This is a genomic window from Gaoshiqia sp. US2 (assembly GCF_059705485.1).
The window spans coordinates 3275918-3296868 of sequence record NZ_AP048550.1 but is presented as its reverse complement, the minus strand read 5'-3'; the positions used below and the strand labels follow the sequence as shown (position 1 = coordinate 3296868).

17 protein-coding genes and 2 tRNA genes are annotated in these 20951 nt (G+C 46.9%); 3 read left to right on the top strand and 16 right to left on the bottom strand.

Translation table 11 applies throughout. From position 1 onward, the window contains the following. Positions 1-2 precede the first annotated feature (2 nt). Complete coding sequence (locus AC6H3C_RS13270) at positions 3-767, top strand: phosphosulfolactate synthase (RefSeq protein WP_497515863.1); 765 nt, start codon at positions 3-5, stop codon at positions 765-767. A 212-nt stretch (positions 768-979) separates the two neighbouring features. Here the strand turns inward: AC6H3C_RS13270 and AC6H3C_RS13265 are convergent. The 12 genes from AC6H3C_RS13265 to AC6H3C_RS13210 form a co-directional block, all read right to left on the bottom strand. Further along, a tRNA-Asp gene (locus tag AC6H3C_RS13265) sits at positions 980-1053 on the bottom strand. Between the two features lie 26 nt (positions 1054-1079). After that, positions 1080-1153: transfer RNA gene (locus AC6H3C_RS13260), tRNA-Asp, on the bottom strand. 196 nt (positions 1154-1349) lie between these two features. Continuing rightward, on the bottom strand, positions 1350-2258 hold the full coding sequence (locus tag AC6H3C_RS13255; RefSeq protein WP_497515861.1) for a metallophosphoesterase: 909 nt from the start codon (positions 2256-2258) through the stop codon (positions 1350-1352). A 71-nt stretch (positions 2259-2329) separates the two neighbouring features. Further along, positions 2330-4003: a ribulokinase gene (locus tag AC6H3C_RS13250; RefSeq protein ID WP_497515860.1), complete on the bottom strand. Its 1674-nt coding sequence runs from the start codon at positions 4001-4003 to the stop codon at positions 2330-2332. Positions 4004-4020: 17 nt separating this feature from the next. Beyond that, entirely contained in the window at positions 4021-4704 is a 684-nt protein-coding gene (gene araD / locus AC6H3C_RS13245) for an L-ribulose-5-phosphate 4-epimerase (protein ID WP_497515859.1), read from the bottom strand. A 29-nt stretch (positions 4705-4733) separates the two neighbouring features. Next, positions 4734-6452: a sodium:solute symporter gene (locus AC6H3C_RS13240; RefSeq protein ID WP_497515857.1), complete on the bottom strand. Its 1719-nt coding sequence runs from the start codon at positions 6450-6452 to the stop codon at positions 4734-4736. Between the two features lie 36 nt (positions 6453-6488). Continuing rightward, positions 6489-7982, bottom strand: a complete 1494-nt coding sequence (gene araA, locus AC6H3C_RS13235; RefSeq protein WP_497515856.1) for an L-arabinose isomerase — start codon at positions 7980-7982, stop codon at positions 6489-6491. An 18-nt stretch (positions 7983-8000) separates the two neighbouring features. Continuing rightward, a complete protein-coding gene (locus AC6H3C_RS13230; RefSeq protein WP_497515855.1) occupies positions 8001-8711 on the bottom strand; it encodes an NUDIX hydrolase in 711 nt (236 codons plus the stop codon). 144 nt (positions 8712-8855) lie between these two features. Beyond that, on the bottom strand, positions 8856-9218 hold the full coding sequence (locus tag AC6H3C_RS13225; protein WP_497515854.1) for a hypothetical protein: 363 nt from the start codon (positions 9216-9218) through the stop codon (positions 8856-8858). Between the two features lie 92 nt (positions 9219-9310). Beyond that, positions 9311-10600: a galactokinase gene (locus AC6H3C_RS13220; protein WP_497515853.1), complete on the bottom strand. Its 1290-nt coding sequence runs from the start codon at positions 10598-10600 to the stop codon at positions 9311-9313. 23 nt (positions 10601-10623) lie between these two features. Then, positions 10624-11679: a UDP-glucose--hexose-1-phosphate uridylyltransferase gene (locus AC6H3C_RS13215; RefSeq protein ID WP_497515852.1), complete on the bottom strand. Its 1056-nt coding sequence runs from the start codon at positions 11677-11679 to the stop codon at positions 10624-10626. A 90-nt stretch (positions 11680-11769) separates the two neighbouring features. Next, positions 11770-12768, bottom strand: coding sequence for a GntR family transcriptional regulator (locus tag AC6H3C_RS13210; protein ID WP_497515850.1), 999 nt, complete (start codon positions 12766-12768; stop codon positions 11770-11772). 149 nt (positions 12769-12917) lie between these two features. Here AC6H3C_RS13210 and AC6H3C_RS13205 point away from each other — a divergent pair, with 149 nt between their 5' ends. Together AC6H3C_RS13205 and AC6H3C_RS13200 are read left to right on the top strand one after the other, a co-directional pair. Then, a complete protein-coding gene (locus tag AC6H3C_RS13205; protein ID WP_497515849.1) occupies positions 12918-13964 on the top strand; it encodes an aldose epimerase family protein in 1047 nt (348 codons plus the stop codon). A gap of 91 nt (positions 13965-14055) precedes the next feature. Then, positions 14056-15963, top strand: a complete 1908-nt coding sequence (locus AC6H3C_RS13200) for an AMP-dependent synthetase/ligase (protein ID WP_497515848.1) — start codon at positions 14056-14058, stop codon at positions 15961-15963. A gap of 135 nt (positions 15964-16098) precedes the next feature. On the opposite strand, the gene AC6H3C_RS13195 is transcribed toward AC6H3C_RS13200, so the two are convergent. The 4 genes from AC6H3C_RS13195 to uxaC form a co-directional block, all read right to left on the bottom strand. Continuing rightward, entirely contained in the window at positions 16099-17556 is a 1458-nt protein-coding gene (locus AC6H3C_RS13195) for an MFS transporter (protein ID WP_497515847.1), read from the bottom strand. A 55-nt stretch (positions 17557-17611) separates the two neighbouring features. Further along, positions 17612-18280 carry a bifunctional 4-hydroxy-2-oxoglutarate aldolase/2-dehydro-3-deoxy-phosphogluconate aldolase gene (locus AC6H3C_RS13190; RefSeq protein ID WP_497515846.1) on the bottom strand — a complete coding sequence of 223 codons (669 nt, stop codon included), beginning with the start codon at positions 18278-18280 and terminating at the stop codon, positions 17612-17614. A 124-nt stretch (positions 18281-18404) separates the two neighbouring features. Then, positions 18405-19442 carry a PfkB family carbohydrate kinase gene (locus AC6H3C_RS13185; RefSeq protein ID WP_497515845.1) on the bottom strand — a complete coding sequence of 346 codons (1038 nt, stop codon included), beginning with the start codon at positions 19440-19442 and terminating at the stop codon, positions 18405-18407. Between the two features lie 100 nt (positions 19443-19542). Beyond that, the gene (gene uxaC / locus AC6H3C_RS13180) at positions 19543-20943 is read right to left on the bottom strand and encodes a glucuronate isomerase (RefSeq protein ID WP_497515844.1); all 1401 of its coding nucleotides are present in this window, start codon (positions 20941-20943) and stop codon (positions 19543-19545) included. Between the last annotated feature and the right edge of the window lie 8 nt (positions 20944-20951).

Sequence of the window (20951 nt, the reverse complement as noted above, 5' to 3'; positions counted from 1 at the left end):
TAATGAATTTTAATTTGCCATTTATCCCTGAGAGGCCGGATAAACCAAGACATTCAGGTCTCACCATGGTTATGGACAAAGGATTAAGCCTACGGGAGGCTGAAGATTTTTGCGACGTTTCCTCTGAATATGTTGATCTGGTCAAATTAGGCTTCGGCACAGGCTTGCTCACTCCAAAACTGAAGGAAAAAATTAAACTTTACCAGCAGGCCGGCTTGAAACCCTATTTTGGGGGAACGCTTTTCGAAGCCTTTATTGCACGGGATATGTTTGATGATTTCCGCAAATTTATTACCGAAAGCGGCGTCGGGATGGCCGAAGTTTCCGACGGGGTACTTCCCATCGAACACGGGCGGAAATGTCAGTATATTGAAACGCTTTCGAAAGATTTCGTGGTTTTATCAGAAGTAGGGACCAAACTGAAAGGCAAAGAGATTTCAAACGAAGAGTGGGTCTCGTGGATGCAGACCGAATTGCAGGCTGGCGCCTGGAAAGTGATTGCTGAGGCCCGTGAAAGCGGAAATATAGGCATTTACAACGAAGACGGCTCTGCCAACTTTAACCTGATCCTGGACATCCGCAAACAACTCAACGCCGATCAAATCCTTTGGGAAGCTCCGCTAAAAAGCCAGCAAGTATGGTTTATCAAATTATTAGGTCCCAACGTAAACCTGGGAAACATTGCCGAAAACGAGGTTATCCCGCTTGAAACGCTCCGCCGGGGTCTTCGCGGCGATACGCTGCTTAGCTTTTTGCCCTGCAGATAGGCCAATTGTCCGAATCACAAAAACAGCTTCAATGGTTTAGATACACCGTTGAAGCTGTTTTCATTTCCGCTGTTCGTAACGAGATCATCGGGAATATGAAGTCATCCCGGCCTGTTAATGCAACAAAATGTAAAAAAACGAAGGCCGTCCCAAATTTACGTTGAGACGGCCTCTTGATGGCTTTTGGTTTTCGCCGTTTGGCGAACCCTGAGCGGTGCGGACGGGATTCGAACCCGCGACCCCCGGCGTGACAGGCCGATATTCTAACCAGCTGAACTACCGCACCAAATCGTACTTAAGCATCATTTTTTGCGGTGCGGACGGGATTCGAACCCGCGACCCCCGGCGTGACAGGCCGATATTCTAACCAGCTGAACTACCGCACCAATAAAGGTTTTTACAATGATACCAAAAGTACTTTTTAAAAGAACCAACCTCCTGAAATCCGTTTCTTAAAAGGCTTTGCAAATATATACTTTCTTTTTTTCTCTGCAATAGCAACAATTAAAAAAAAGCAGGAAAAACAACCGTGAAAATTGGGCTTTCAGTAACAATCTTATTTTCAACACCAAAAATATGTACCTATTTCACCAGGTTTTCCGGCTTCAGTTTTTTTTCACCGCTCCAGCGGTAAGCCGTCAGTGTTCCTTTCCTGCTCACGCACGAATCGAGGCAACAAATATTGGGTTCGATAATGTTTGAACCGTTTTTCATACAATAATGACCAAAGAATACAATCGGTTCCTTCTTCGAATAAGGCTTCCGGCTAATAATGATCTCCTCGGGGATGGTGTAAAAAGGCAAATCAAACCGACTCTCGAACGAAAGCTCCCGGAAGGTTTTACCCCAGGGATCGACCCACCATTTCGACCGGAACGAACGATGCGGACGGCCATCCCTGTCAAAAATCAACAAATCTTTGGGCAACTGAAAATCAATTCCTTTACAGGTTTCCCAAAAGGCCCTGGCTACCTCCGAATTGTTTTTCCCCATGCTTCTCAAAAACGACTTTTTCAATTTTGGTTCAGTCAGATGCTCTTTTAAAAGGCGAATATTTTCGTCCTGCCAACAGGCATGCACAATACGTATTTCGTCTAATTCCAGGAACATCGGCAAGGTACGCATCCATTTAATATGGCTGTTCCATTCGTCCATATTCGAGGCGAATTCACTTAAGGTCGGATTCAGATCAAGGCGCAGGCGCGACCAGCGCTTACTTAAACGCTTTCCCTGCTTGTCCAGCAGAGAATAATAAATCGCGTTGATTTCGTGGTTTCCAAGAATGACAGAAGCATGTCCGTTCTCGGCCATGGCGCGGATCATCCGTATGGTTTCCTTGATTTGAAGCCCGCGGTTAATAAAATCACCGACAAAAATTGCTTTCCGTTCAGGGTGCGAATACACCTGACCCGATGAGCTGTACCCCATCTGAGTCAATAACACCTTTAACTGATCTGCCTGACCATGTACGTCTCCTATAATGTCATACATAAAAATTGCCCGGTTTTACCGGGCAATTTATTATTTTTTCGCGAGAATCGGGCCGATTTGGCAAGCTAAAATCAGGTTAATTCAGCTTCAATAAATCCGCCCAGTTTTAAGTACCTGTCATAAATCGCCTGGTACTTCGCTACATTCTCAGGAATCGGGTGGTATTCTGTTTCAACACCGCCGCCCATTTTTGCCTGTGCTTCCTCCGTTGTCGCGTACACCCCGGCTACCACAGCGGCAGCCATCGCCGAACCGAGGGCGCATGCCTGTTCTGAACGGGCCACTTTGATCGGCATATTCAACACATCGGAAACAATCTGCATCACCAGGGGCGATTTTTTAGCCACGCCTCCAAGCGCGATAACCCCGTCAATCCGTACGCCTTCGCGGACAAAACGGTCGACAATGGCTTTTGACCCAAAAGCCGTTGCTTCGACCAGGGCCCTGAACATACGCGGGGCGTCGGTTCCCAGGCTAAGCCCGGCCATGGCGCCTTTCAGATTTTGGTTGGCATCCGGTGTCCGGCGTCCGTTCATCCAGTCGACAGCTAACACGCCGGTTTCGGCAATCGGCAATTCAGCGGCAGCTTTGCTTAACTCGGCAACCAGCTTATCCGAAATTTCATTCAGCAGTTTCTGCCGGGTTTCTTCATTCACCAGGCTCGTTGTTGCCAGAATTTGTTCGGCCGGCCACATCAGTACGCGCTTAAACCAGGCATAGATGTCGCCAAAAGCCGATTGTCCGGCTTCCATACCCAACATGCCCGGAATAATGGAACCATCTACCTGCCCGCATATGCCGGCAATCAGTTTATCGCCCGATTCTTCCATCGGGGCAACCAGCATATCACAGGTGGAAGTCCCCATCACTTTACTCAGGTAATAGGGCTGAATTTCGGCGCCAAGCGCTCCCAGGTGCGCATCGAAAGCCCCTACCCCAACCACAACGTCGGTTGAAAGTCCCAGTTTTTGTGCCCATTCATCAGTCAGTTTACCTACCGCCACATCGCAGGTATAGGTTTCCTTGAACATCCGGTCGCGTAATCCGCTGAGGATGGGGTCGAGCGAAGTTAAAAACTCTTCGGAAGGCAAACCGTCGAAAGCTTCGTGCCACATGGCTTTATGTCCCGCGGCACAGCGGCTTCGTTTCAGGGTTTTTGGCCGGGTTTTGCCGGTCAGTACGGCCGGAATCCAGTCGCAATGTTCGACCCAGCTGTGAGCGGCCCTTAAAACGCCGGCATCAGCGCGCGAAACATGCAGGATTTTCGACCAAAACCATTCCGACGAATAAATTCCGCCTTCATATTTCGTAAAATCAATCTCCCATATGCGGGCCAGTGCGTTGATTTCATCCGCCTCTTTCACCGCCGTATGGTCTTTCCACAACACGAACATCGCGTTTGGGTTTTCCTCAAACCCCGGGGTTAAAGACAAGGGTGTACCTTGTTCATCGACAGCTACCGGCGTTGACCCGGTGGTATCAACCGAAATGCCAACCACGTTTTCGGCAACGCCTGCCGGAGCCTGTTTTAGGGCCTCCGTAATGGTATATTCCAGTCCTTCCAGGTAGTCTTTCGGATGCTGACGAAATTGATTTTTTGAAGGATCGCAATACAGGCCTTTTTTCCAGCGCGGATATTCGAACACCACACTGCTCACCTCTTCGCCGGTTTCAACATTCACAATGAGCGAACGCACCGAGTCGGAGCCATAATCCAGTCCAATCGTATATTTTGCTTTTGTCATCTTTAACAGTTTTTATTCTATTGTCCGTAATATGCATCTTTCCCATGTTTACGCATGAAATGTTTGTCTAAAAGCGTTTGAGACATCGCCGTATCAGGATTAAGCTGAAATGAACGGAAAGTCATTTTGGCTACTTCCTCCATCACCACGGCATGATGAACCGCATCAAGGGCGTCTTTTCCCCACGAAAAAGGAGCATGGTTGTTCACCAACACGCCCGGGATATAATCGGGGTTCAATTCCTTGAAACATTCAACGATCACATTTCCGGTTTCCAGTTCGTAAGCCCCGTTTATTTCTTCATCCGTCATTTTACGGGTACAGGGAATCTCGCCGTAAAAATAATCGGCCTGCGTGGTGCCTACCGCCGGAATGGCTTTACCCGCCTGTGCCCAGCTTGTTGCCCATTCGGAATGGGTGTGCACAATGCCGCCGATGTTTTTAAAATGTTTGTATAAAACGAGGTGGGTGGCCGTATCGGACGAAGGCTTATACTTGCCTTCCACCAGGTTCCCGTCCAGATCAAGCACTACCATATCATCCGGTTTCATGCCATCGTACGAAACCCCGCTGGGTTTAATGACCACCAGGCCTTTTTCCCGGTCAATCCCGCTGACATTTCCCCAGGTAAAAATCACCAGGCCATGCCTGACCAAATCCAGATTGGCCCGGCACACCTGTTCTTTCAGTTTTTTCAACATTTTTTCAATTTTTACAGATCAACAATATCCTACCAGAAATAGATGTAGAAAGCCACGGTCAATCCTATAATTACAATGGTATGGAAGAGATCCCACTTCGTCCAGCTGGCCCGGGTTGCCGCTTTTTGAGCAGCTGTAGCCGATGCAAAAGTCAGGCCTTCGATTTGTGCTGCAGGCGCCGGTCGCGTGAACATACTGACCACAACAATCACCAGCATACTAAACGCCAGCATCCCCCCGCTAAAGAATAACCAGTTTACATCGTAAAACAGGACGTAGAAGAAGTTATTTACACCGTGCTCGGCGGCCCATGATTTTACATCGTCATAACCGGCATTCCCGGCTATGGTTGTATACAACACTTTAGCCCCAAGGCGCAGGACGCCGATAATAAAACCGGCAATCATTCCCCACATCCCTCCCTTGGGAGTAGGCCGGGTTGAAAGAATCCCCAACAGGAATGCGGCGGCAATACCCGGCGCCAATACCGATTGAACATCCTGCAGGTAGTTATACAATACGCTTCCGATACTTCTCATGATGGGAATCCACAAAACGCCCAACACCACCACAACGACCGTTGCCATACGCCCAACCCGAAGCAATTTTGCTTCACTGGACTGAGGACGGTATTTTTTGTAGAAGTCGATGGTAAAAAGCATGGAGGACGAATTGAACAAAGAAGCCAGCGAACTCATCAACGCAGCCAAAATACCGCAAACTACCAATCCTTTTACCCCGGCCGGTAACAACTTGGATACCAAGGTCGGGAAGGCAGCATCGGACGACGTTAAGGTAAATACCTCGCCATTAATCACCACTCCCTTTTGTGCCATGGCGAAAGCAATCATCCCCGGGATCATGAACAGAAACACGGGAGTTAACTTCAGGTAAGCGCCAAAAATGGTTCCGCGACGGGATTCAGTTTCGTTTTTACCCGACAATACCCGTTGCACGATAAACTGGTCGGTACACCAATACCAGAAACCGATGACTGCCGAGCCAATAAACACGCCCAGCCAGGGGAAATCAGAGTCCCGGTTGCTTCGTATCAGGTTGGTCATGCTGTCGCCGTATTCATTCACTTTCACGGCGCTGGTAATCGACATCACCTCATCCCAGCCGCCAACGGCTTTCAGCCCAAGCACAACAATGATTAACGAACCTAAAAGCAAAATCGGGGTTTGCAGCACCGAGGTATACAGAACCGATTTCATACCGCCAATGACCGTGTAAACAGCAGTCAGCAATACCAGTCCAACTGCAGAAATCCAGAAGAAGTCAATCCCCCAGATACTTTCGATGCCAAATACTTCTTTAAACACCAAACCTCCGGCGTATACGGTTACAGCCACTTTGGTCAACACGTAACTAACCAGGGAGATCAGCGAAAGTATGGTTCTCGATTCGGAATTATAACGTTTCTCAAGGAACTCGGGCATCGTGGTGACCATGCTTCGGGAATAAAACGGAACAAAGACCCAGCCCAGGATCAGGATCATCCAGCCCTGGATTTCCCAATGCGCCATCGCCATCCCGCTCGAAGCTCCGGCGCCGGCCAGTCCGATCAGGTGTTCAGATCCAATGTTTGAGGCAAAAATTGAAGCCCCGATAGCAATCCAGGTAGCATCCCGGCCCGCTAAAAAATAGTCTCCCGAGGTTTCCTCTTTTTGTTTGAACACCCAGGCAATAATTCCAATCAGTGCAAGGGCAAAGATTCCGATTACGATCCAGTCTAATAAAGCCATTCAATTTAAGTTTAAGTTTATTGTATTCGTTGGTTATTACTGCAAACCTTTTGACAGGTGATAATACAAATCATTCCATCTCAATTCCTTTTTGAATTCAGTAATCGTTGTCTGCTGGTCGATAACGACCAACTCCAGGTTGATCATTTCAGCAAAATCTTCCAGACTTTCACGGTTCAGCGCCATCGAGAAGCTGGTATGGTGAGCTCCGCCGGCGTAAATCCAGGCTGCAGCCCCGATTTCCAGGTTGGGCATCGGAATCCAGAGCGCCCGGGCAACCGGCAATTTAGGCAGCGGTTTGGCTTTGATCGATTTCACCGGGTTTAGAATCATCCGCATACGGCCGCCCATGTCCACCAGCGAGGCATTAATTCCGTCACCTTCAGGAACATCAAAAACCAAACGGGCCGGGGCATCTTTACCTCCAATACCCAGCGGATGCACCTCAATGGCCGCTTTTCCTCCGGCAATCGACGGACAAATTTCAAGCATATGAGCGCTCAATACGGCCGGTTGTGCCGGATCGAGGTGATAAGTGTAATCTTCCATGAATGAACAACCTCCGTTCAATCCGGCGCCCATGACTTTCATGATGCGGACCAGTGCGGATTGTTTCCAGTCTCCCTCGGCGCCAAATCCGTAACCCTGAGCCATCAGGCGCTGACTGGCCAAACCCGGAAGTTGTTCCAGACCGGTCAGATCTTCGAAGTTTGTGGTGAATGCTTTGTAACCGTTTTGATCCAGAAATTTTTTCATTCCCAGTTCAATTTTTGCCTGGTAACGAACGTTTTTATCCGATTTGTCGGCAAGCTGATATTCAGCGGCATAAACATCCATCAGGGCATCAATATCTTTTTCGGTGACCGTCGCCATGCTGGCAACCAATTCGCCAACGCCGTGATAATTCACCTGCCAGCCAAGCACTTTCTGCGCTTCCACCTTATCTCCCTCGGTTACAGCCACATGCCGCATATTGTCGCCGAAGCGGCAAATTTTCAACGATTTTGATTCGTGATAACCGACGGCAGCTCTTGACCAGTCGCCCAGTTTTTTCTGAACCTGTTCGTCCTGCCAGAAACCAACGACCACTTTGCGGTTCAAACGCATACGGGTGCAAATAAAACCAAATTCCCGGTCTCCGTGAGCCGACTGGTTCAGATTCATAAAATCCATATCAATCTCATTCCATGGAATATCCCGGTTAAACTGAGTATGGAAGTGAGCAAAAGGTTTGCTCAGCACACCCAGACCCTGAATCCACATTTTAGCAGGCGAAAACGTGTGCATCCAGGTAATCAGGCCAATACATTTTTCGTCGCTGTTGGCTGCCAGGCATAAATTGTAAATTTCGGCCGGTGTGGTAACTACCGGTTTAAACACAATTTTAACAGGAATGTGTGACGATACATTCAAGGCGTTGGCAATGGTTTCCGAATCCTGATCAACCTGTTTCAGGGTTTTAGGCCCGTATAAATGCTGACTTCCGGTTACAAACCACACTTCTAAATTTTTGAAATCAATTTTTTCCATCTCAATTATCGTTTTATATTATGTTTTTATAATTCGGCCAATATCCTTATCCTGATCATCCTGATGCAGGTAACTGTAATAGAATGCTCCTTTTTTCGATTCGGTTGAATCTTTCTTATTGGAGCGTTTCAGCAATCCAAGCGATAAAACCTTCTTCCGGAAGTTTCCGGGATCGAGTACCCGTTGAAAAATGGCTTCGTATAATCCCCGAAGCTGTGTCAGGGTAAACAATTCGGGCAACAGCTCCGGCCCCACCAACTGGTAACCGGCCTTTTGCTGCAATTTCGACAAGGCTTTTTCCACAATCTCATCGTGGTCGAAAATCAAATCCGGTTTTTTTTCCAGGGGAAACCAGTCGGCTCCATACTGATGCACAATTTCTTCGTCGTGTTTATCCAGTCTGATCAGGGCATAGTAGGCAATGCTGATCACCCGGGCGGCCGATTCACGATCCGGTTTGGTAAAAGCAGCCACCTGCTCCATATAAATCTGATCCAAACCGGTTGTTCTTTTTAAGATGCGTGCAGCCGCCTGGTCTGCCGATTCATTATCCTGGATGAAGCCGCCCAGCAGCGACCAGTTGCCTTTTGCCGGTTCAAAACTTCGGGGATAAAGCAGTAACCTCAGCTCATCGTCCTTATATCCAAAAATGACACAGTCCACAGCTACGTAATGCTGCGGGTGTTCTTCGTAAAGTTCCTTCAGAAGATTTTTCTTGATTGCATCCATACGAGTCAAAATTATAAAAGTAATATATACTCTTAATATGAATTGTTCTTTTTTTTCCCTCTTATGCTACAGAACATGTAAAATAAAAAAACCATCCGCTGGTTGGCGGATGGCTAAATTTATGAATTAATCTCTTTAAACGGATCAGTTCCTGATTTTAGAACCTTTCGTAGCAAAGAAGATCAGGTAGAGGTAATAAATAAACAAACAGCTGATAGCCACCACAACCGAACCGGTAGCGGTTTGGATAGCGCCCATCACCGGCATGAGAATAGCAGCGCCAATTGCCAACGAAGCAGCTACAAAGGCGGCTCCGCCAAAAGCACATAAGGTAAGAATCTGGCGGGCGATAAATTTTTGCAATACAAAAATTCCGATTAATCGTCCAACCATCAAACCACCCCAGTAATACTTCAGCATATCTGTCCGTTCCAGCGATGTAAAATTGAGGCCAATCTTTTCCGAATAATCAGCAAAGAAACCGGGAATACCTATTTCAATGCCCATATAAAAGAAGATAGCCAGTGAGCCTAACCACACGATGGGAACAGATACTTGTTCTTGCTCATTTTCAGAAATTTAAAACTTCGGTCTGTGATTTATAAGTCCAGCTTTATAGCGCCTTTGGCACGGATGAACAGCTTATGACAGGTCCCCTGGCCAAACACATGCTCCAATGTTTTCACATATTTATCGAGCAAATCCTGGGGAACAAAAGCCTGAATGGTCCCTCCAAATCCGCCGCCGTGAACGCGCCACGCGCCTTTTCCTTTTAAAACCATTTCGCTCAACGCCAATCCCAACGATACCACCTGTTCATCCTTATGAACAACATCGAAAATATTTTGATTGTACATGTATGAGCTGTATCCCGACTCAACAACCATCTTGAGGAATGATTGAAAATCGTTATTTTCAAGAGCCGCAACCTGATCGACCACCCGTTGGTTATCTCCCTGGAAATGATATGCCCGCAGAATAGCCCGGTCGCCGGTTTTTTGCCGTATTTCAGGAATTTTTTCAACAATTTGCTCCAGCGTTACCTGCCGCAGCACTTTTGCGCCGAGTTCGGCTGCAACCGACTTCATTTCAGTAGGTAAAGACGCATATTCAGCTTGTGATGCCGGATCGTCATGACCGCCGCCAACGTCGGTAATCACCAGGGCAAAACCAGTCGCAACGAAATCAAAATCCACTTCTTTTACAATTGGCTTGGCCGGATCTTCAAAATCGATTGTAATCAACCCTCCGACCGAGCAAGCCGTTTGGTCCATCAAACCGCAAGGTTTTCCAAAGTAGTTATTTTCGGCCCACTGTCCGATGATGGCATTTTCGACCCCGCTCATTTTCCCGTTGTTGAAAAGATGGTTCACGATGGCCCCCACCAGCACTTCGAAAGATGCTGACGAGCTCAAACCTGAACCTTTCGGCACGCGACCTTCAATGCAGGCATCGAAGCCGCCAATCTCGTAGCCCAGTTCCTTCATGCGGGCACAGATGCCCCTGACCAATGAGGCGGAGGTGTAAAATTGTGACTCATCCATACGGAGGTCGGAAAGATCAACCTGAAATTCGGGATAACCTGCCGATTTGATCCGGATGACCGTTGTCCCGTTTTTCGCAGCAACGGCAATATTATCGAGGTTTACTGCCCCCGCAAGCACACGACCGTAGTTGTGGTCGGTGTGGTTCCCGCCAATTTCGGTACGCCCGGGAGAGCTAAACAGCGCTACATCATCGGTTCCGAATAACTTCCGGAATTCGTCCATTAAACCGGTATAGCGGGCGGCCTGTTCGTTCAAAACAACAGCATCAAGGCCATACAACTCATGGAACAAGGCATTGTTCCCTCCGTTTATCTTTTCCGTTAAAGCACTAATTTTTGCCATAATTCGATTTCTATTGAGTTTAATTATTTATTGATTTGTTTTTTATAATGTAAATCAGACAGATCGCGTAAGCGCTTCGCAGCCTGCTCTGCGGTGATATCCCGTTGCGGCGAGGCAAGCATTTCGTAGCCGACCATAAACTTTTTCACCGAGGCCGACCTCAGCAAAGGCGGATAAAAGTGCATGTGCAAATGCCATTCAGGATAATCGTTCCCGTCGGTCGGGGCCTGGTGCAAACCGGCCGAATAGGCAAACGAAACCTCAAACAGGTTATCGTACCTCACGGTGAGCTGTTTATAGATATCGGCCAGACCGGTTTTTTCGGCCTCAGTCAGCTGAAGGATATTCTGAACGGGACGTCGGCTGATAATCATGGTTTCGAATGGCCAGACAGCCCAATACGGCACAAGCGCTACAAAATGCTCATTCTGAACCAGGAGGCGTTCCTGTTTCTTCAACTCGGCTTTCAGGTAGTCACCCAGCAAGGTCGTGCCGTGTTTCTCAAAATATTCTTTTTGGGTGACCGACTCTTTGGCGGGTTCTGCAGGAACTGATGACGACGACCAGATCTGCCCGTGCGGATGCGGATTTGAACAGCCCATGATGGCCCCTTTATTCTCAAAGATCTGAACGTAGTTGATGAAGTCTTTGCTTCCAAGTTCAGCAAATTCTTCACACCAAACATCAACGACATGACGGATGTCGGCCACCTCCATTTCCGGCACTGTCAGACTGTGATTCTCGCTAAAGCAAATCACCTTGCAAATGCCTCTTTCACTTTGCGCCTGAAACAGACTGCCTTCATCCACCTTGCCGTGGGGCGTATCGGTCAATAGCGCGCTGAAATCGTTTGTAAACACAAAGGTCCCTTTATAGTCAGGATTAAGCTTCCCTCCTGCCCTTTCATTTCCTGCGCACAAATAACAAGTCGGATCGTACTGGGGCCGTTCATCCGGAACTGCCTTTTCTACTTGTCCCTGCCACGGCCTTTTGGCCCGGTGCGGCGAGACTAAAACCCAGTCATTCGTCAACGGATTCAACCTTTTGTGCGGATGATCTTCAATGTTAAAATTACTCATAAATTAAAATTTCCCACTGGTAGGTACTGGTGGGTAAAAATACAAATATTCCGCCTTGAGGATGATCACCTATTTATGTTTTCAAACATATCACAAAGAGTTTCGCCGGATCAACGCGGCCGGGTTTGCCAGATGATCGCGGTGTTTTTCAACAATCATATTGGCCAGGGTAGCTCCCATTTGCTCAAAATCGGTTGATATGGTTGTAATTCCGCCTGCAACAACTTCTTTTAAAACCGTGTCGTTGAAAGAAACGATACCCAAGTCCTTTCCAAGCATCAGGTTTTGCTCGGCAGCCATCTTCACCAGGCGAACCAGATTCCGGTCTGAAGGAATAAAATAGGCCTCTCCCTGTTTAATTTTCCGGTTTAATAAACTGCGTAAAATTTCAAACGGGATATGACGTTCTTCGCAAAATTTCTGAAAACCAACCATCCGTCCTTCAGGCTCTTTTCCGCCCGGAAAAACCATTACCAGCTTATTGTATTTTTTCAGCAGATCTTCACCATCCTGAAGCGCCCGATATACATCTCCTTCAAAATCCTGATAAACAACCGGAAAGGATTTTAAATCATCTTTTAACCGGTCGAGAATAAATACCTTATCTTCGGGTAAAACAGAAATAATATCAGCGGTATGGTCGAAGGTAGCCGGCATAATGACATACGAGGTATACTTGCCCGCACTTTGCAGAATTAAATCTTTAAATAACCGGAAATTAAAATGATGAAAGTAAATATCCACATTCGACCGGGTATCCAGGCTATTCATAAACGAGGTGTATAAATCTTCTTTAAAGGCATTCAATTCATCAAAAAGAAGAAAGATCCGCTCATCCCGGTTAATGTCGGTACTATTAATATAATAGCCTTTCCCCGGGATGGAGCTAATCACTCCTTTTGCTTTCAGTTCGTTAAAGGCTACCATCACGGTATCGCGCGAAAGATCAAATTCAACACAAATCTGGTTCAGCGAAGGAATCTTATCACCGACTTTCAGATCGCCGGCTGAGATGGCCTGGTAAATCGAATTGATAATCTGCCGGTATTTGGGAACCCCCAGGGTGTCGTCAATTTGTATATTCTTCACAAGTTTGTATTTTCTCAGGTTTTCAGAATTTAAAAGTACAAAAATATCGCCAACAATAACAACCGGTACCCACCAGTACGAAAGATTTAAATATATTTGTATTTCAAAGAGAAGTAAAAAGAAGTCAAATTTACTTAATTACCAATAGAATGAAAATAACCAGTAAAACATTTGGAAAAACACCGGATGGTCAGACGGTTGAACTGTTCAGCCTGGCAAACAACCGACAAGTAAGGGTAAACATCACGAATTACGGCGCGGTAATCACCGCCATCACCACCCCCGACAAATCAGGGAAAACCGAAAATATTGTATGCGGATTCGATAAACTGGAGGATTACCTGAGTGATGCTTACCTGGGAAGTTATCCTTATTTTGGCTGTATCATCGGGCGTTTTGGCAACCGCATCGCCAAGGGGAGATATCGCATTGACGGCATTGAATATTCGGGCGCCGTCAACAACGGACCGAATCATTTACATGGCGGGCTGATTGGTTTTGACCGTCGTATTTGGTCGGCCGAGGTGTTTGAAGAACCGGGTAAGGCAGGCGTAAGAATGTCGTACCTGAGCCCCGACCAGGAAGAGGGTTACCCCGGTAACCTGCATGTTTATTGCACCTATACCCTCGATGAAGAAAACAAACTTTCGATTGATTATGAAGCGGAAACCGATCAGGCAACCATCGTGAACCTGACCAATCACAGCTATTTTAACCTGACCGGTGGCTCAGAAAATATACTGAACCACGATCTGGAGCTGACCGCTAAAAAGATAACCGAAGCCAAAGAAATGATCCCCACCGGGAATATCATTCCGGTTGAAGGAACCGTTTTTGACTTTACCTCGGGCAAAAAACTGGGACGCGACATTGCCGGACTGGCAGACGGGTACGATCTGAATTATGTGCTCGACAACGAAGACGGCCAGCTGATTTATGCCGGATGCCTGTCGGAAAGCAAATCCGGCCGCGAAGTAAAAGTGTTTACCACGCAACCCGGCATCCAGCTTTATACCGGCTACTGGATTCCTGAACTGGAAATTGACGGAAAGAAAAAATTCGGCAGTTACTCGGGCGTAGCGCTCGAAACGCAGCATTACCCCGATTCGCCCAACCACGACCATTTTCCGTCAACCATCCTACGCCCGGGTGATAAATACCGGCAAACAACCATCTACCAGTTTGGAACGAAATAAAAAAGGGAGGCTTTACCGCCTCCTTTTTTTCATAACATTTTCGTGAATTTTGCTACTTTTGAATTCATCTATTTCAAAAAAACCTGAATTTATGAAAACGATTGTTGAACTTTTTGAGACAAGTGTCAGTAAGTATCCCGACAACATCTACCTGTGGGAAAAGCAAAACGGCGAATACAAAGGGATGACTTATAAAGAGACACGTGAAAAAGTACTGCAATTCGCTGCGGGATTGCAATCCATCGGCATTAAAAAAGGCGATCGGGTCGGGCTCATTTCAGAGGGGCGGAACCAATGGATCATTAGCGAACTGGGAATTTTATATGCCGGGGCCATCAACGTGCCGCTATCGGTGAAACTGGATGCCCAAACGGAAATTAAATTCAGGCTGGCACATTCAGGAAGCCGGATGGTAATTGTTTCCGGCGGACAGGCGCCCAAAATTGAAGAAATCCGGAAGGATTTACCAATGCTTGAAAAGGTAATTTATCTTGATGAAAAAGAAGAACCGGGTGAAAACGATCTGTACTACTATGACATCATCCATACCGGCAAAACATTTCTTCGCGAAGACAAAAATCGGGTTGAAGAAGTATTCAAATCAGTTCAACCTAACGACCTGGCCAATATTTCTTACACCTCGGGAACCACAGCCGACCCGAAAGGCATCATGCTTTCGCACCTGAATTATGCCGCCAACGTCATTCAGTCGAACACCCTGATGGAAATCACCCCCGATTGGAGAACACTGGCCTTCTTGCCCTGGGATCATGCCTTTGCGCACACGGCCTGCCTGTATTGTTTCATGTACAACGGCGCCAGCGTCGCCTCGCTCGAAACAGGCAACAGCCCCATGGAAACCCTCAAAAACATTCCAAAAAACATTAAAGAGATTAAACCGAATGTATTGATGAGCGTCCCGACCGTTGCCAAAAACTTCCGTAAGGGGATTGAAACCGGGATCAGGCAAAAAGGAGAAACAGCCGAAAAAATGTTCAACCACGCACTAAAAATCGCCTACAAATACAATGGAGACGGGTTCAAACGGGGCAAAGGAATGCTCGCTTTCTACAAACCCTTATTGGCCTTATATGATAAGATCCTGTTCTCAAAAATCCGTGAAAGTTTTGGCGGGAACCTGAAGTTTTTTATTGGCGGCGGCGCGCTGCTGGATGTTGAACTGCAACGCTTTTTCTATGCCATCGGCATCCCGATGTGCCAGGGCTACGGCCTTTCAGAAGCATCTCCGGTTATTTCGTCAAACGCATTACATGCCATTAAATTTGGCTCATCCGGGAAACTGGTGAAATACATGGAACTGAAAATTTTGGACGATCAGGGCAATGAGCTGCCAACAGGTGAGAAAGGCGAAATTGTTATCAAAGGCGACAATGTGATGCTGGGCTACTGGAACAATCCAACAGCTACCGCTGACACCATCAAAAACGGATGGCTGCACACCGGAGATATGGGATACCTGGATCAAGACGGGTTTTTGTATGTATTAGGTCGTTTTAAAAGTCTGTTGATTGCCAATGATGGTGAAAAGTACAGCCCTGAAGGAATTGAAGAAGCGATGGTTGATCAGTCAAAATTAATCGATCAGTGCATGTTGTACAATAATCAGAACCCATTCACTTTAGGGATGATCGTCCCCAATATACAGGCCATCAACCGCGAGCTGACAGCCAAAGGCATTACACCCGGCTCGGATGAAGGAAATACAGAAAGTCTGAAGCTTATCCAGGCGGAAATTGACAAATACAAAAAAGGCGGAGAGTTTGAAAATATGTTCCCCGAACGTTGGCTTCCGACAACCATTGCCGTATTACCTGAAGCGTTCAATGAGCAAAATCACCTGCTGAACTCAATGCTAAAAATGGTGCGGGGGAAAATCACCGAATATTTTGCCGAAGAGCTGGAATTTCTGTATACAGCCGAAGCAAAGAATATCGTAAACGAACGCAACAAGCAGGCCATCGCCAAATGGAATGCCTGATATAAACCCTTTTTGCAACTTGTGATCGGCATCGGAAAAGTATACTTCGGCCATTTGGATATAAAAAAATCCGGGAAACTTTGCTCCTGCAAATTCATCCCGGATTTTATTATTAGTCGTTAATTCGTCTTAAAACTATGCCAGGTCGGTAATTGGTTTGTATTTCGGGACCAATGACTTCATCACAATCCAGCCAATCAGGTAAGCAATGGCGCAGATACAGAAAATGATAAAGTAACCGGACTCAACTCCTTTAAATCCCATGAAGCTCATTTCAGTTTCCCGGGCAAAATCGAACAATACGCCGGATCCTTTATTGATGATTACAGATCCTAAACCTCCGGCCAAACCGCCGATACCGGTAATGGTTGCAATAGCCGCTTTCGGAAACATGTCGCCAACAGTTGAAAAGATGTTGGCCGACCAGGCCTGGTGTGCTGCACCGGCAATACCGATGATGAGTATTGGGAACCAGTAGGATAATCCGCCCAAGGGTTGAGCAAATACAGCAAGCAGCGGGAAAAATGCAAAAATCAACATCGATTTCATACGTCCTGCATAAGGATGCATGCCTTGTTTATCAACAAAATAAGTAGGTAGCCATCCACCAATAATTGAGAGCAAGGTAATGGCGTAAAGCACAAATAATCCAAGCTGTGCTCTCGGATCAGATGATTCCAGTCCGTATACTGAACTCAGGTAGGCTGGTGTCCAGAACAGGTAGAACCACCAAACGCCGTCAGTCATGAATTTACCAAAAGCAAACGCCCAGGTTTGTTTGTAACGCAGGCACTTCCTAAAGCTGATTCTCTTTCCGGATGCAACTCTTGCAGCTTCTGCTTCTGCTTCGCCAGCCAGAAGGTCCTGGTTGATGTATTCCAGCTCTGCCTCATTTACGCGGGGATGACGCTCGGGTTTATAATAGCCAATTTGCCACCAGATCATCCAAAGAAAACCAAGAGCGCCAATCACGATAAACGCAGATTCCCATCCCCAGTGTTTGGCAATCAAAGGAATGGTAATCGGAGCAGCCAATGCGCCTACGGTGGCACCGGCATTAAAAATACTGGTGGCGTAAGCGCGGTCTTTTTTAGGGAAATATTCTGCGGTTGTCTTAATTGCAGCAGGGAAGTTACCCGCTTCACCAATTGCCAATACAAGACGAGCAAAGATGAACAAGACCACGCTCACATTCAACACCCGGGCAACATCCTGAACTCCTTCAATGATATGCCGAGCCTCGGCAAAACCGACAAACCAGTTGCCTGTAATAATACCGGAAGTTGCAATCCCGCAAAACGCGTGCAATACAGCGCCAACTGACCAGATTCCAATGGCCCAGTGAAAACCTTTTTTGGTATCCATCCAGTCAACAAACCGACCGGCCAAAACCAGGCTAATGGCGTAGAAGAGGGAAAACAGGGACGTGATCGTTCCATAGTCGCTATCTGTCCAGTGAAATTCTGGCGCGATAAAATCTTTCCAGGTTAGCGAAAGTACCTGACGATCCAGGTAGTTAATGGTTGTTGCCATGAACAACATCGCAACAATTGTCCACCGGTACTTGGACATCTTCTCGTTAATTGTAGTCAAAGACATAGTCAATTTTAAATGTTAGTATTAGGTTTAATTGCTTACAGGGGTAAACTTACCGAAGCTTCTTTACGATATCAAGCGCTTCCCTGCACTTGTTGGTGATAAACAACCAATCTTTATTGGCCAACACTTCTTTTGGGAATAATTGCGATCCCATTCCCACGCAGTGCACGCCTGCTTTAAACCATTTGCTCAGGTTTTCTTCGTCGGGCGACACACCTCCGGTTGGCATAATGCTGGCATAAGGCATTGGCCCCATGACACCAGACACAAAACTTGGTCCGCCCACCGAAGAACCGGGGAAAATTTTAACCACCTCGGCTCCCAGTTCATGGGCTTTCCCGATCTCCGATACCGAACCGCAGCCAGGGCTCCAGGCTATTTTTCGTTTATTGCAGATCCGGGCCATTTCTTCCTCAATCAGCGGCGACACAATAAAACTGGCGCCAAGCTGAATGTACAAGGCAGTAGTTGGGCCATCAACAATTGATCCGACACCCAGGATCATTTCGGGACATTCGCCGGCTGCCCATTTGTTGAGCTCTCCAAATACCTCGTGTGCAAAATCGCCGCGGTTTGTAAATTCAAACACACGGATTCCGCCATCATAACAAGCCTTTAATACAGACTTGCATACCTCAGCACTTTGATGATAGAAAACCGGAACAATGCCGGTTTCCTTCATTTTTAAAGCGACTTCTATTCTTGTAAATCTTGCCATAAAATCAGTTTAAAATTTAATGTTCCAAATTCCAGGTTTCAAATTGCTTGAGATTGGTTACTGGTCATTGGTTATTTTCAAAACCAAATATACAAGTCTCCCCGGGGGGGAGCCGGAGGGGCTTTTATCTCGCCACCCGTCCGCTGGCATCGCCGCCCATCAGCTTTTCTACTTCATCAACGGTTACCTGGTTGTAATCGCCGTAAATGGTGTGTTTCAGGCACGAAGCGGCAACGGCAAAGTTCAGCGCTTTCTGATCGTCGCCCGTATAAGTTAACAAACCATAAATGAGGCCGCCCATGAATGAATCTCCGCCGCCAACACGGTCAACAATGTGTGTAATCTGGTAGGTTGGCGATTCGAATAATTTTTCACCATTCCAAAGAACACCTGCCCACGAGTTATGGTTGGCGTTAACCGAGCCGCGTAGCGTCGTGATTACTTTTTTACACCGTGGGAAACGAGCCATCACTTGTTTTGAAACCGATTCGTAAGCAGCGCCTTCCACATGTCCACCGGTTACGTCCACCCCTTCGGGATGAATCCCCAGCACCATCGCGGCGTCTTCTTCGTTGCCCAGCACCACATCCGTTCCTTCAACCAAGGCAGGCATCACTTCACCAGCTGATTTGCCGTAGTTCCACAGGTTTTTACGGTAGTTCAGGTCGCAGGAAACCGTGATTCCCTTTTCGTTTGCCTTTTTAATCGCTTCCAGACAAACATCGGCAGCCCCTTGCGAAATAGCAGGTGTAATGCCTGTCCAGTGGAACCATTCAGCGCCTTCGAAAACCTCATCCCAGTCAATCATTCCCGGTTTGATCTCGGCAATGGCCGAATGGGCACGATCGTAAACCACCTTACTGCCGCGACTTACAGCTCCCGTTTCAAGGAAATAAATTCCCAGACGCTCGCCGCCCCAAACAATTTTTTCGGTGCCAACTCCGTATTTTCTCAAATCCATCCGGCAGGCACGACCAATATCGTTCTTCGGCAACCGGGTTACAAAATCAACAGGAATGCCATAGTTGGCCAGCGAAACGGCTACGTTAGCCTCTCCTCCTCCAAATGTGGCCGAATAATTATCAGTTTGCGAAAAACGCAAATAACCGGGTGTTGCCAAACGCAACATGATTTCTCCGAATGTTACAACTTTCTTATTCATTTTTCAAATCATTAAATTTCTTTGTGCAATCGATTGCAAAAATAGAAATCTTTTCCTTTCCCGCAAGATAAATGAATGTATTTCAGCTTATCTGGAATGACTAAAAATTAAAATATTTTTTCGCGTTATTGAAACAAATATTCTCAACCATACTTCCCAAAAGCTCCATGTCTGCCGGAATCTCCCCATTTTCAACATCATTCCCCAGCAGGTTGCATAGTGTACGACGGAAATATTCGTGACGGGTGTATGAAAGAAAACTTCGTGAGTCGGTTAACATTCCCACGAAACGGCTCAGCAAACCCAGATTGGAAAGGGCATTCATCTGTTTAATCATGCCGTCTTTCTGATCGAGAAACCACCAACCTGAGCCGTACTGAATTTTTCCGGGGACGGAGCCATCCTGGAAATTACCCAACATGGTAGCGTACAACTCGTTATCGCGCGGATTCAGGTTATACAAAACCGTTTTACACAATTTATTTTCCTGATCTAAACGGTCGAGCAATTTGGCCAGTGGTTCAGCGATCGGCTTATCGCCAATCGAATCGAAACCGGTATCGGGGCCTAATTTTTTGAACAAACGGGTGTTGTTGTTGCGTTGTGCGCCAATGTGCAATTGTTGTGTCCAGCCGCGCGAATGGTCCATCACGCCAAATTCGTACAACATGCAGGATTTGAATTTCAGAATTTCCGTTTCGGAGAGCTTGCTGCCGCCACGGATTTTTTTGAAGATGGCTTTTATTTCTTCATCGGTATAGTCTTCGGCAAAAACGGTATCCAGACCGTGGTCGGACAAACGACAACCATTGTCGTGAAAATACTGGTGACGCGTATCCAGGGCGTCCATCAAATCCTCGAACGATTCGATGTGGATACCGGCAGCTTCGGCTAACTGGTCCATATATTGATTAAAGAATTTCGGGTCTTCCACCATCATGGCTTTATCGGGGCGCCAGGCCGGCAGAACAGCCACTTCAAAACCGTCTTCTTTAATTTGCTGATGATATTCCAGCGTATCAACCGGGTCGTCGGTGGTGCAGATTGTATGCACATTGGCCATCCGGATGATGTTACGGCAGCTGTAGGCAGGTGTTTGCAGCTTTTCGTTACAGGCATCGTAAATTTCGCGTGCGTTTTTCGGGCTCAGAATATCGTTAATTCCGAAGAATTTTTTCAGCTCCAGGTGTGTCCAGTGATAAAGCGGATTACGCAAGGTATGAGGCACCGTTTCGGCCCACTTTTCAAATTTTTCCCAATCGCTGGCATTGCCTGTACAAAAGCGCTCGTCAACGCCGTTTGTACGCATGGCGCGCCATTTATAATGATCGCCGTACAACCAAATTTCGGTGATGGTTTTAAACATCCGGTCTTCCGCGATGTCTTTCGGGTTAATGTGGCAGTGGTAATCGAAAATCGGCATGTTTGCCGCGTGATTATGATACAATTTCTGAGCAGTTTCGGTTTGCAACAGAAAATTCTCATCCATGAACTTTTTCATCTTATCTA

Coding starts and splice junctions, on each gene's coding strand:
- AC6H3C_RS13250 (WP_497515860.1), bottom strand. CDS start 4,003: ATGACAAAAGCAAAATATACGATTGGACTGGATTATGGCTCCGACTCG.
- araA (WP_497515856.1), bottom strand. CDS start 7,982: ATGGAAAAAATTGATTTCAAAAATTTAGAAGTGTGGTTTGTAACCGGA.
- AC6H3C_RS13220 (WP_497515853.1), bottom strand. CDS start 10,600: ATGGCAAAAATTAGTGCTTTAACGGAAAAGATAAACGGAGGGAACAAT.
- AC6H3C_RS13225 (WP_497515854.1), bottom strand. CDS start 9,218: ATGGGCATTGAAATAGGTATTCCCGGTTTCTTTGCTGATTATTCGGAA.
- AC6H3C_RS13270 (WP_497515863.1), top strand. CDS start 3: ATGAATTTTAATTTGCCATTTATCCCTGAGAGGCCGGATAAACCAAGA.
- AC6H3C_RS13255 (WP_497515861.1), bottom strand. CDS start 2,258: ATGTATGACATTATAGGAGACGTACATGGTCAGGCAGATCAGTTAAAG.
- AC6H3C_RS13200 (WP_497515848.1), top strand. CDS start 14,056: ATGAAAACGATTGTTGAACTTTTTGAGACAAGTGTCAGTAAGTATCCC.
- AC6H3C_RS13215 (WP_497515852.1), bottom strand. CDS start 11,679: ATGAGTAATTTTAACATTGAAGATCATCCGCACAAAAGGTTGAATCCG.
- AC6H3C_RS13240 (WP_497515857.1), bottom strand. CDS start 6,452: ATGGCTTTATTAGACTGGATCGTAATCGGAATCTTTGCCCTTGCACTG.
- AC6H3C_RS13205 (WP_497515849.1), top strand. CDS start 12,918: ATGAAAATAACCAGTAAAACATTTGGAAAAACACCGGATGGTCAGACG.
- AC6H3C_RS13190 (WP_497515846.1), bottom strand. CDS start 18,280: ATGGCAAGATTTACAAGAATAGAAGTCGCTTTAAAAATGAAGGAAACC.
- AC6H3C_RS13185 (WP_497515845.1), bottom strand. CDS start 19,442: ATGAATAAGAAAGTTGTAACATTCGGAGAAATCATGTTGCGTTTGGCA.
- AC6H3C_RS13230 (WP_497515855.1), bottom strand. CDS start 8,711: ATGGATGCAATCAAGAAAAATCTTCTGAAGGAACTTTACGAAGAACAC.
- araD (WP_497515859.1), bottom strand. CDS start 4,704: ATGTTGAAAAAACTGAAAGAACAGGTGTGCCGGGCCAATCTGGATTTG.
- uxaC (WP_497515844.1), bottom strand. CDS start 20,943: ATGAAAAAGTTCATGGATGAGAATTTTCTGTTGCAAACCGAAACTGCT.